Genomic DNA, 11412 nt, shown 5'->3' on the forward strand with positions numbered 1-11412 from the left:
GGTATAGGGTGGCTGAGAAGTCCTGGTTCAATGCGGATCGAAAGGTTCGCGAGGGTCGTTATCGGCCATGGCTCTACTGCAAAATGTTTCCGCCGCTGCCGGATGGCTGCTCAATGCCACTACTAAATTTAACCCAACAAAAGCGCTTTATCTATCGCTATAAACTCACTGGCCTCATTCATTAGTGTTGCTGCCGTAAGCTGGGGGACACCATACACTTCAACTTTTTTTCCGTGCTTAATACGAATTTTATTAACGAGAAGATCAAAGTCACCATCGCCTGATACCAACACAATAACATCTGCCTTTTCAGCGTATTCTATTGCATCAAGAGCGATGCCAACATCCCAGTCACCTTTTGCGGAACCGTCTGATCGCTGAATAAAAGGCTTCAGCTTCACATCAAAACCAATAGCTTTGAGTATGTTTTGAAACTCCCGTTGCTTTTGGTCACCCCTATCTATGGCATAGCAAAAAGCGTTAACGACCTCTCTGTTGGCAGTTGCTTGTGCCCAAAACTTATTATAATCAAAGTTTCGGCCATAAGCTTCTCTCACTGTGTAATATACATTTTGAATATCAACAAATATCGCCACTTTTACCATGCAGAGTAACCTTTCCTCGTTATTTGTTAGGTGTCAGGCCCCGTGTGACTAATTACCTTTTTAGTGAATAGCTTGGGCCGTTTAGTTTGCCACTCTTTTATCGTGGTGATCGGTGATTGTACAGCCATTTGTTCAACGACAGGTGTGTCATATCAAGGTCTCCTGCGTATAAACAACGCTGGCCTCAATGCCAACGCTTTTGTGGCATCACGCCAGCTGGTGCAGTCGTAGATACGAAAGGCGGTTCTTGTGCTCGCAGACTGCCGAGCTGCTGCGCCGGGCGCTAGATGTGTAGCGACCCAACCTTTGATTTTTAATTCGATTTTTTCGAATCAAAAATGCGATATAAGCCGCTTTTGTTCTGACAGGCCAATCTATTAGCATGCTAACAACCAATCAGAGAGCGTTTCTCTGTGTCAAAGCAAAGGAAGCAAATCATGAATCTTAGACCGACTCTTTCAGCCCTTATCATCGCCGCTATCCCGATGGCTGCACAGGCCGGACAGGCCTCTGAGCTCACCATGCAGTTGAACGAGCCCCTGTCCACTTCCAGCCAGGTAGCGGATCAGGATTCTCAAGCGCATGTATCGGTAATGGATATTTCCAGGGAAATCGAGAATGAAGGAAAAAGCGCTGCCATGGCGAAAGCCCGAGCAATCCTGAACGCGAAGCACCAACATAAAACTGATATCGAAGTGACGGGCGATCCACTGCAACCAGCCCGAGAAGCTACCACCTAAAATAGGATAGCTCCCCGGAGCTGCTATCACTTATGTGATCATTAGGGACCCTACAGTTTGTCGGGTCCCTTTTTATTAATTAGCTGTTTATTAAATCATCCAGGTGGCTATTTGGTATACGCTGGCCAGCTCGTGTGAACCGATCCGTAAACGATTTAGCGTTGTTTCTCTGCACCGTCTGTATCTTAATACCCCGTCTGCTTTGCCGCTCCCATCAGCATGCTATGGTGGGAGTAGTTTGAATAAACCTTATCGCTGATCTGCTCAGACAAGCATCGACGACTTGAATACTTTGCGATCGATGGCATTGTCCGCTCCGAATGTGGGTGTCAGACAACCACAGGCAGAATCCGATAACTGACAACGTCATAATGGCAACCCTAGAGAAGGATAGTGACCTGATGAGCTCTGAAAGAGGAAACGTAGTGCTGCTTGACGGTGGCATGGGCCAGGAGCTCAGGAAACGTAGCAGCCGACCTGTGTCACCGTTGTGGTCTGCCCAGGTCATGCTTGATGAGCCTCAGCTGGTCACCGACGCGCACCGTGATTTCATCGAAGCGGGCGCTCAGGTGATTAAGCTCAACACCTATAGCGCAACACCGCTACGCCTGGCGCGCGACGGCGATGCGGCTATGTTCGAGCCGCTGCATGCGGCGGCGCTAAGTGCCGCCCATCAGGCTCGCGATGAAAGCGGTCGGAATGTACGCATCGCTGGCTGCCTGCCGCCTTTGGTCGCGAGTTATCACCCTGACAGCGTACCGGACAACGCCACCTGCCAGCGTGACTATCGGCGGATCGTGGAGCGACAGGCAAGAGGGGTCGATCTATTTCTGTGTGAAACCATGTCGCTTGCCCGTGAGGCACGTGCCGCGACCATGGCGGCGGTGGAGAGTCAGCTTCCGGTATGGGTGGCGTTTACGGTGGACGACAGCGATGGTACGCGCTTGCGCTCCGGTGAGCCCCTGGTTGCGGCGGCCCAGGATGTCGCGGCCCTCGGCGCTGAACGAATAATCGTCAATTGTTCAGTACCTGAAGCGGTTACCACTGCCATGCGTGAACTCGCCAAGCTCAATGTGCCATTCGGCGGATACGCCAACGGTTTTACATCCGTAGCCCCACTTCAACCTGGCGGCGCGGTGGATAAGCTAGCGTCGCGCACGGATTTAGATCCCACCGCCTACGCCGGGCATGCGCTGAGATGGGTCGAGCAGGGGGCAACGGTCGTCGGCGGCTGCTGCGAAGTAGGGCCCGCCCACATTGCTGCTCTGGTCAAGCGATTGACTGACAAGGGATACCGTCTGGTGTCTTCTTGAACCTGCTTATCACTCTGACTATAAACGGATGATTACCCTCCAAAATGATGTCGCGGTACTGTCATTAATGAGTCATCGAATGTGTCTAGGCTCGGGTTGTGCACCCGAGTCATTTCTGATTTAGAAGGAAGACACATGATGAAGCGTATTGCTCTGCCGCTGCTTGCGGCCAGCCTGCTGACGACTACCGCTGCCCAGGCTCAGAACGTGTTTGATTATCCCCAGACCGATGATGCCCCGGCGACCTTTCATGTCGTCAACGAAATTCCCGCTGGCGGCTTTACCAAGTACGAGATTAATGCCGAACAGGGCCAACTGATCGTCGACCGCTATGTGTCGATGCCGGTGCGTTATCCGGCCAACTATGGCTCGATCACCAGCACTGCAGGTGGCGATGGTGATCCGCTGGATGCCCTGGTGATCACCCGTGATGCTATCTACCCTGGTGCAGTCATCAAGGTAAAAGCCATCGGCGTATTGCGTATGGTCGATGACGGTGAAACCGACGACAAGATCATTGCGGTGCCCGCCGACGACGTCGATCCCACTTATGCCGATATCGATGAAATGAATGACCTGCCAGATATGGAAGTTGAGCGCCTGAACGCTTTTTTCCGCGTCTATAAGGATCTGCCCGACGGGGGCGACATCCAGCTCAACGGCTTTGGTGATGCCAGCGAAGCGCGCGATATCCTTGCCCAGGCACTGGAGACTTACCAGCCCGCTGGACAAGAGTGAGTGCACCTCGACCGAATTGGGCGGCAGGTTAGTGTGTCTACACCGCTAACTCACACATTTGTGACGCCGGGTACGTAGGTACGCCGCTCAAGAAGCCCCAGCAAGCTAGCGACCGTTGAGGTGAGCACCAGGTAGATGATGCCTGCCCAGAGAAAGACCAGGAAGAAATCCAGGGTTCGCGAACCAATGTCCGAGGCAATGGACGTGATTTCTACCACACCAATGGTGTAGGCGATCGATGTGAACTTGAGTTCGATGATCGCCTCGTTGGACCACTGAGGAATCACTCGGCGCAGCGCCTGGGGAAGCATAATGTGCCGGATCGACTGCCATTGCGTCATGCCGCAAGCCCTTGCCGCGACCAGTTGTCCCTTTGGTACTGAAAGCACCGAACCACGAAAATACTCGGCCTGATAAGCGGCACTGTTGAGAGTGATGGCAATCACGGCGGCGGTGAAGGCATCGAAGACGATACCCACGTGAGGCAACCCTAGGTAGATAAAAAACATCTGCACCAGCATCGGAGTACCGCGGAAAAGCTCCACGTAGACAGTGCTGATCCAATAAAACAGACGATTGCCATAGACTCTTGCCCAGCACAGCACTAGCCCGAGGAAAAACCCCAACGTAATGGCAATCACCCACAGCGACAGCGTAATTGGCACGCCCTTGAGCAGCTCAGGCAACCACTCGATACCGAATTCGATAAATTCCAGCATGGCTCACCCGTGCTCTGCGATGACGTTGAGGAAAGCTCGGGTCCGCTCTTGCCTGGAATCGGTGAACATGATTTCCGGCGAACCCTGCTCGACGATGTATCCATTCTCCATGAAGATGATTTCATCGGCGGCTTGGCGGGCAAAGCTCATTTCATGGGTCACGACAACCATCGTCATGCCTTCTGTGGCCAATTGCTGCATCACCCTAACCACCTCACCGGTCAATTCCGGGTCAAGCGCTGAGGTGGGCTCATCGAACAACAGTACCTCTGGATCCATGGCCAAGGCGCGGGCGATGGAAACCCGCTGCTGCTGGCCACCCGAAAGCTCTGCCGGATATGCCCCCGCCTTGTCAGCTAAGCCGACTCTCTCAAGCTCCTGATGCGCTCGCTCAGTGGCAGCGTCTTTACGCTTGCCATTCACTTTGATCTGGCAGATGCGCACGTTGTCGAGCACCGTCAGGTGGGAAAAGAGATTAAAGTCTTGAAAAACGAAGCCTATGCGCGCGCGTATGGCATCAATATTGGTGTCTAAAACCTCCTCACCGTTGAGGTAAATTCGCCCAGCATCCGGCACCGTGAGGTAGTTGATGCATCGAAGCAGGGTGCTTTTGCCTGAACCTGAAGGGCCGATCAACACCTTGGTTTCACCCTTGCATAAACTGAAGCTAATGCCCTTAAGTACCTCCAGGCCGTCGTAGGCCTTTCTAACGTCCTGCACGTCCAAAATCAGATCGTTGGCCATTATTTGGCGTCCCTCTAGCGTTATTTTTCGAACCCCGGCACGGCCAGCTTGCGCTCGAAGGCATACAGCAGGCTATTGCCTGTCCGGTTAAGGATGAAATACAACAGCGCTACTACGGCGAAGACGGTCAGGATATTGCCTTGGGTACTGGTAATGATGTAGTGCGCTTGGCGGGTCAGTTCTACGACACCAATGACATAGGCCAAAGACGTTTCTTTGATCTCTGAAGAGAATTCATTCGTCCAAGGCCCAATGGCATGCCTAGCTGCTTGAGGAAAAATGATATTGCGGATAGCGCTCATCTTAGACATGCCCATAGCGCGAGCCGCCATCATCTGCCCGGCTGGCACCGACTGGAAGGCACTACGAAAGATCTGTGACTGGTAGGCACCCGAGCGAAGCCCCATCGCCAGAATCGCAGCGCCAAAAGCTGAAATATCCACAACACCCGAGATGCCGTAAAAGAAGATAAACAGCATGATGATAATCGGCACGCCCCTGAAGATGCGCTCGTATATCACCAGCGGCCACTGTACGAACCGAGACTTGGGGCCATATAGCTGCGTCAGACAGATTGCCATGCCCAACACAAAGCCGATCGATAGGAGAGCCGCCAAAAGCACGATGGCAACCCCCAACCCTTTCAACAGGAAGGGAAAATCTCGTAACAATACGTCGTATATATCCATGGCGACTTCCCTAGCAAGGCGGGCACCTCACCTAATGGTGAGATGCCCAGCAACACAACGATTTATTCGTTACCAAGCTCGGGAAGACCAGCTACCGGCTTCTGGTAAGTATCCACGAAATCAGGCATATGCCCCGGGATGGCGGGTACGGTGACACCTGGGATGTACTCATTCACAATTTCACCCCATTCACCAGAGTCGTAGATGGCCATAATGCCCTGGTTAAGGTCACCCAATATTTCCTGGGGATCATCCTTGGACACTGCCAGCGCCAAGGGAGCACGGATATAGATTTTTCCGGCCATCTTCACTGGTTTACCAGAGTTTATATATTCCTGAGCCGAGGTGTCGTCGACGATGACCGAAGAGATACGACCGATCGCCATATCATCAACGGCAGTAACATAATTGTCGTATTTGGCCAGCTCGACGTCGATATCGCTGGAATTCACCACGTTTTCTTCCATCCAGGCCTGCTGGGAAGACCCACCCTGTACACCAATACGCGCGCCACAACAGACGGCGGTGAACACGTTGTGGTCTGAATCCTCCGGTACCAGCACCACATCGTTGGTTTCCCACCAAGGAATGGTGAAGTCGATATTCTCGCTGCGCTCTTCGGTAACCGTGAGTCCCGTGGCGAGGATATCGATCTTCTCAGCAGCTAGCGCCGGGATGAGCGACGGAAACGGCATGTCCCGAAACTCAATCTGCATGCCAGCCTCTTCGGCGATGGCTTCCATCGCATCGATGGCAATCCCCTTAAATTCCCCACCTTCCACGTAGGCCCAAGGTGGAAAGGAGGCCTCTACACCGACGGTATAAGGATCTTGTGCGTAGGTCGTCGTTGCGAATCCGCTGCCGATAACCATGGTGCTCAGCAACGTGGCAGGTAAGAGCGATGCTTTTAATTTTTTCATCATTAACCCTCGTGCTTAATGAATTTTTTATTCCAGCTTTATCAATATGGTCAACAGAAGTTACAGCTGTCAAACCGTTTAATCGCTGCTCAAGTTATTATTTTCTTTAAAATTAAATTCGTACCAAAATAAAGATAAAAGCTAAAAAATGCTTAAGAAACTAACTCTTTAGTGTCGGTACCACCCCAGCTTAGTAAGCTGAGTCAGAGTAGAAATTGAGTTGATTAGCAGGCCGATAGTTTTGGCCGGATTAAGCAGCATGCCGAATATCTGATAAAAGTGAGGATACGCATGGAACATCATCATGGTCATCACCCCATTGACCCAACCTCTGGCGATCGACGGGTGACCATTTCTATCTGGGCCAACGGGCTATTGACCATCGCTCAGATTATCGGCGGTATTCTAGCGGGAAGCCTCTCGCTCATTGCGGATGCGCTGCATAATTTTTCCGACATGGCCGCACTGGTGATTGCGTTTGCTGCTCGCAAGATAGCTAGGCGACCGGCAGATGCAGAGATGACGTTTGGCTATGGCCGAATTGAAATTGTGGCAGCGCTGGTTAACTACACCACATTAATTCTTGTTGGCGTTTATCTGATTTACGAAGGTGCCATGCGCATGATCGACCCGCCGGAGATTCAAGGTTGGGTGATCGTGCTGATAGGCGGTGTGGCGCTCGTCGTTGATACACTTACGGCGTTCCTCACGTGGTCAATGCAAAAAAACAGCGTCAATATTCGCGCGCTGTTTCTGCATAACCTGTCCGATGCGTTTGCCTCTGTCGCGGTGATCATCGGTGGTTCACTTATCCTGCTGTACGATATGCGCTGGGTAGACCCGGCGATTACGATCGGTATTGCGCTGTACATCCTCTATCTCGCCTTTTCCGAGATTGGCGGCCCGATTCGTACACTGATGCTAGGTTCACCACCCGATATAGACGGCCAGGCGGTAATTGACGCCGTGCGTGGTGTCGATGGCGTTATGGATGTTCATCACGTTCATTTATGGCAAATGCAAGAAAACGCCCCAGCTCTTGACTGCCACGTAGTGGTGACCGAAGCAGGCTGGCAGCATCTCGAGACGATTAAGGCCGATATCAAGATGCGACTTCGCGAGCACTTCGACATAGCCCACTCTACCTTGGAGTTTGAGCACATTGACCACATACATGAAGAGGCCACTCTCTATGGGCATGGATAACCTCCGGTTATGCCATGGACGTATAGATGCTCACACTTACCCTATTTGTCGCCAATGTCAGTGTTGGGTCGACCCAACACTGACGATGTGGCGTAGTGAACCAATTACCGTTACTGGATGCACTACGCGGAAGGTTGGCTGAAAACCGACCCTCAAACAAGATCGCGGGGGATTTCCTCGTCCCAGCTCTTGGCAAAGACCCGGCTATCGCCCTCAAAGGCGTCTAGCGTGGCGCGTAAGCGAAAGTTGTGCGCATCCGAGGTCATCAAGGTGCGGGTCACGCTGCGTACCATCCAGTCGCCGCGGCGAAAGCTGCGTTCCCATTCGGTCCAGCCGCTCAGACTGTCATAGTTGCCGTACGAATAGGTGTAGCGCTCGGTCACCCGAGACGACAGCTCAAGGTCAATGTCATCAATCCGGAAAGTGCCTTCGTCATTGATCACTTCGAGGGTGGTCTGATCCTTGGCCAGATCACGGATGACCCGCCAGGCTTCCTGGCTTGGCTGGATCAGGGTGACCGCAAGCGGTGGGGCGGCTTCCGGCGGGGCGAACGCGGGCAGCGCGGCCTCTTCCTCGGGTTGGGGCTCGCGGCTTGGCAGGATCAGGCGACAGCCGGCTGGATGCACTGTGAGCTTGACGGGCTCTGGCGACGGCCAGGCAAGCGGCCAGTAACTGGTCGAGAGCGAGAGCCGAATGGCGTTACCCACCGGAAAGTTTTGCGCGATGTGTTTAAGCAATACACGCACACGATAACGCTTGCCAGGCTCCAAAGGCTCGGGAAACTCATCACTGTCGCGGTGAGTCAGGTTAAGCAGCCCATAGGAGATCCTGGTCGCCTTGTCATCTTGTGCGATGTCGCTGAGCCTAATCGCCACCATCGCGACGGGCTGGTCGGCTTCGATGTCGAGTTCGACAACGGGCTGCCCGCAAATCTCAATGTCCTGTTCGAGTCGCGCTGTCTGGAAGATCAGCGAGCCGCCATCATCTTCGCGTTGATCATGGGGCAGATCAGGTGGCGCATTATAGGAACACCACTTACCGGCATAGAGCCCGACCGACAGTGGCGAGCGTATGGAGAGAGGAACATCGCCATCCGTTACAGCACTATCTGAGCCCTGCGAGGTAGGCAAAAGGTCATGACCGCTGGTGAGGCGAAAGTGGGTCGGCTCGATCCGCGGAGATGGCCAGTTGGGTTCAGAAACCCAGCGCCCGGGTCGTTCCTCGTAGCGGGCAGATGGGGGCACCGAATCCTGCATCCATACACGCAGCATCGGCTCGTCCATGATGCCCGTCTCCTTACCCTTCAACCAATAGTCCCACCAGCGCAACGATTCCTGTAAAAAGCCGATGGCCGGGCCCGGAACGCCAAGATGGGGATACTTGTGCGACCAGGGGCCAACCAAGCCTTTGCGTGGCACGTCGAGCCCCTCCAGCAGTCGGAACACGGCATTGCAGTAGCCATCGGCCCAGCCGCTAACCGCATAGACGGGGCAACGGATGCGCGAGAAGTCCTCGCAGACCGAGCCATGTTTCCAGTAGTCGTCGCGGCGTTGATGCTTAAGCCAGGTGGACAGCCACAGCCCGCTGCCCTCAAGGCGCTCTTGCCACATTTCCCGCCAGCGCTCACCAACCAGCTGCGGGTCGGGGGGGCAGGTATTGCCATCGAACATGGTCGAGGCCCATGAAAGATTGTCGCCGAGTAGGCAGCCTCCCATGTGGTGGACATCATCGGCATAGCGATCATCGGTCGAGCACAGCGTGATCACGGCCTTTAGCTCGGGCGGTTGCAGTGCTGCAATTTGCAGACCATTGAACCCGCCCCAGGAAATGCCGACCATGCCGACATCACCGGTACACCAGGCTTGCTGACCCAGCCATTGCAGGATTTCGACGCCATCGTCGAGTTCCTGTTGCAAGTATTCGTCGGTCAGCACCCCGTCCGATTCGCCGCTGCCGCGGATATCTACCCGCACCCCGGCATAGCCATGGCCCGCCCAGTAGGTGTGCGTTTGTACGTCGCGCATCGCCGTCAGGTCGCGCTTGCGATACGGCAGGTACTCGAGGATGGCTGGCACCGGGTCGCTTTCGGCATCTACTGGGCGCCAGATACGGATGGCAAGCCTGCAGCCATCGGCTAGGGTGATCCAATCTTCCTCTTCCTGCACCTGGCGGGGCAAATCGCTGACGATATGCATGACGTTGTTCCCTTTTTCGTGGCTGTATTTCTTATGATTAATGCCCGCCAAGAGAACGCGTCAACCGACGATATCCTCAAACGCGAAATGTAGCTGCTCGGCAAGTCGTGCGTAGTTTTCTTCCAGCGCGACGTCGTCGTCTGCGCCCATCCATACGTAAGCCAGGGCAAAACTGTAGCTGTCTTGCTCGGGCAGGGATGACAAGCGCGTACCAACCTCGACCTGAAGCGTGATCGTGGTGCCGGGGAAGGCTTGCTGGAGTGTCTCGATCTCCTCGGCGCTGGGAACCTGGCTGACGGTAGCATCAGTGAAGAAGACGCGATAGAAGTATTTCGCGGCGACCTTGAAGGCGCCTTGGCGGTAAGGCATGTCGGGCAACTTGCCCAGTGCCAGATCCACCGTTATTTGCTGATGGCTGACCCCATCGACTTTTTCGAACATGTCGCAATGCGATTGCGCTACGCGGGTGTTGATCTCAAGCAGCCAGATGCGATCCTGCACTTCGTCCCAGTAGTATTCGATGTTGAAAGCCGCATTGTCGTAGCCAATGTGGGCCATGATGGTACGCGTCAACTCTCGCATTTTTTCCTGAATATGAGCGGGCAGTAGCGACGGATAGCGATAAGATAAAAAGCTCAGCACTTGCGGATAGCGAATCGAATCGACAATGCCGTAAGGCACAACATCACCTTCGAATACATAGCCTTCCACCGTACATTGCCACCCACCGATTATCTCTTCCGCCATGCAGTGTCCGCCATCGACCAGGCGTACGTCGTCAGGCAAATTGGCGTGCTCAAGTACGTAATTGAAAGGCTCTGAAATCGTCCCGATGTCTTCACACAACCGCGCGACGGCATGGGCGAAGTCTTCTGGGCTTTCGATGCGGAAGCCCAGGCGAGAGCCGGACGATTTGATGGGTTTGACGAAAAATGGGAAATACAGCCCTGCTTCCCCAATATGCTGAAGTGCCTGGGCATCGAAGGGATCAAAGGCGGTAAAGCGGGGGATATAATCGGCAATCACCTCGTGCTGAACGCGCCGGCTCCAATACTTGTGTTCGCATTTGAGCAAACTTTCGAGACTGGTCGTGCGCGTACCCAGTCGCTTACAGAGCAGCGGCAGCATGGTCGAGACGGGAAAATCCATGTAGCCGACGACGGCATCGATAGGCTCGCCAAATCCTTTCAGTTGGGTTTCGGCTCGGGACAGCATGTCTTCGATAGGAAAGATCTCCGTCTCATTGACTTCAGCGGGCTCGATCACGCCATGAAATCGATAATTCTCAGCCCCACGTATATGCTCAAGTCGTTGACGATTAGGTTCATCCAGCCCGACTACAAAAATATTCCTAATGCTCATGATCGCCTCCTGGCGCAAACTTGTCTGGCAGCAGTCCTCACCGCTGAGGGGCAGCGGGTAGCCGGCAGGGTGTAGCACTTAACCTGTCCTGCGTTCGGTCAGGACTTAGGGAAGGCCACTGATCGAAGCATAGCGGCTTATCGTTGTTGAGTAGTAGATTAAATGTGCGCGAGAGCAAATT

General features: G+C 53.9%; 11 protein-coding genes. 4 read left to right on the plus strand and 7 right to left on the minus strand.

All coding sequences use genetic code 11. From position 1 onward, the window contains the following. Nucleotides 1-128 precede the first annotated feature (128 nt). A complete protein-coding gene (locus BLR97_RS12830) occupies nt 129-605 on the minus strand; it encodes a LabA-like NYN domain-containing protein (RefSeq protein WP_089706932.1) in 477 nt (158 codons plus the stop codon). A 437-nt stretch (nt 606-1042) separates the two neighbouring features. Here BLR97_RS12830 and BLR97_RS12835 point away from each other — a divergent pair, with 437 nt between their 5' ends. From BLR97_RS12835 to BLR97_RS12845, 3 genes are all read left to right on the plus strand, one after another. Beyond that, on the plus strand, nt 1043-1345 hold the full coding sequence (locus BLR97_RS12835) for a hypothetical protein (RefSeq protein WP_089706933.1): 303 nt from the start codon (nt 1043-1045) through the stop codon (nt 1343-1345). 401 nt (nt 1346-1746) lie between these two features. Continuing rightward, on the plus strand, nt 1747-2658 hold the full coding sequence (locus BLR97_RS12840) for a homocysteine S-methyltransferase family protein (protein WP_089706934.1): 912 nt from the start codon (nt 1747-1749) through the stop codon (nt 2656-2658). A 135-nt stretch (nt 2659-2793) separates the two neighbouring features. Next, nucleotides 2794-3396, plus strand: a complete 603-nt coding sequence (locus tag BLR97_RS12845; RefSeq protein WP_089706935.1) for an inorganic diphosphatase — start codon at nt 2794-2796, stop codon at nt 3394-3396. Between the two features lie 50 nt (nt 3397-3446). Here the strand turns inward: BLR97_RS12845 and BLR97_RS12850 are convergent, their stop codons facing one another. The 4 genes from BLR97_RS12850 to BLR97_RS12865 form a co-directional block, all read right to left on the minus strand. After that, complete coding sequence (locus BLR97_RS12850) at nt 3447-4115, minus strand: amino acid ABC transporter permease (protein WP_089706936.1); 669 nt, start codon at nt 4113-4115, stop codon at nt 3447-3449. Between the two features lie 3 nt (nt 4116-4118). Further along, nucleotides 4119-4859, minus strand: coding sequence for an amino acid ABC transporter ATP-binding protein (locus BLR97_RS12855; protein ID WP_089706937.1), 741 nt, complete (start codon nt 4857-4859; stop codon nt 4119-4121). A gap of 20 nt (nt 4860-4879) precedes the next feature. Next, nucleotides 4880-5548, minus strand: a complete 669-nt coding sequence (locus tag BLR97_RS12860) for an amino acid ABC transporter permease (RefSeq protein ID WP_089706938.1) — start codon at nt 5546-5548, stop codon at nt 4880-4882. 62 nt (nt 5549-5610) lie between these two features. Next, entirely contained in the window at nt 5611-6471 is an 861-nt protein-coding gene (locus BLR97_RS12865) for an ABC transporter substrate-binding protein (RefSeq protein ID WP_089706939.1), read from the minus strand. Between the two features lie 288 nt (nt 6472-6759). On the opposite strand from BLR97_RS12865, the gene BLR97_RS12870 reads away from it, so the two are divergent. After that, entirely contained in the window at nt 6760-7674 is a 915-nt protein-coding gene (locus BLR97_RS12870) for a cation diffusion facilitator family transporter (RefSeq protein WP_089706940.1), read from the plus strand. Nucleotides 7675-7826: 152 nt separating this feature from the next. Here the strand turns inward: BLR97_RS12870 and BLR97_RS12875 are convergent, their stop codons facing one another. Then, the gene (locus BLR97_RS12875; protein WP_089706941.1) at nt 7827-9869 is read right to left on the minus strand and encodes a CocE/NonD family hydrolase; all 2043 of its coding nucleotides are present in this window, start codon (nt 9867-9869) and stop codon (nt 7827-7829) included. A gap of 60 nt (nt 9870-9929) precedes the next feature. Beyond that, a complete protein-coding gene (locus BLR97_RS12880; protein WP_089706942.1) occupies nt 9930-11231 on the minus strand; it encodes an ATP-grasp domain-containing protein in 1302 nt (433 codons plus the stop codon). Nucleotides 11232-11412: the final 181 nt, after the last annotated feature.

This window comes from Vreelandella arcis (assembly GCF_900103865.1).
In the GTDB taxonomy this organism is placed as follows: domain Bacteria; phylum Pseudomonadota; class Gammaproteobacteria; order Pseudomonadales; family Halomonadaceae; genus Vreelandella; species Vreelandella arcis.

Bases quoted from the DNA above. Each gene is read 5' to 3' on its own strand.
- BLR97_RS12870 (WP_089706940.1), top strand. From the start codon at position 6,760: ATGGAACATCATCATGGTCATCACCCCATTGACCCAACCTCTGGCGAT.
- BLR97_RS12860 (WP_089706938.1), bottom strand. From the start codon at position 5,548: ATGGATATATACGACGTATTGTTACGAGATTTTCCCTTCCTGTTGAAA.
- BLR97_RS12845 (WP_089706935.1), top strand. From the start codon at position 2,794: ATGATGAAGCGTATTGCTCTGCCGCTGCTTGCGGCCAGCCTGCTGACG.
- BLR97_RS12880 (WP_089706942.1), bottom strand. From the start codon at position 11,231: ATGAGCATTAGGAATATTTTTGTAGTCGGGCTGGATGAACCTAATCGT.
- BLR97_RS12875 (WP_089706941.1), bottom strand. From the start codon at position 9,869: ATGCATATCGTCAGCGATTTGCCCCGCCAGGTGCAGGAAGAGGAAGAT.
- BLR97_RS12840 (WP_089706934.1), top strand. From the start codon at position 1,747: ATGAGCTCTGAAAGAGGAAACGTAGTGCTGCTTGACGGTGGCATGGGC.
- BLR97_RS12830 (WP_089706932.1), bottom strand. From the start codon at position 605: ATGGTAAAAGTGGCGATATTTGTTGATATTCAAAATGTATATTACACA.
- BLR97_RS12850 (WP_089706936.1), bottom strand. From the start codon at position 4,115: ATGCTGGAATTTATCGAATTCGGTATCGAGTGGTTGCCTGAGCTGCTC.
- BLR97_RS12865 (WP_089706939.1), bottom strand. From the start codon at position 6,471: ATGATGAAAAAATTAAAAGCATCGCTCTTACCTGCCACGTTGCTGAGC.
- BLR97_RS12835 (WP_089706933.1), top strand. From the start codon at position 1,043: ATGAATCTTAGACCGACTCTTTCAGCCCTTATCATCGCCGCTATCCCG.
- BLR97_RS12855 (WP_089706937.1), bottom strand. From the start codon at position 4,859: ATGGCCAACGATCTGATTTTGGACGTGCAGGACGTTAGAAAGGCCTAC.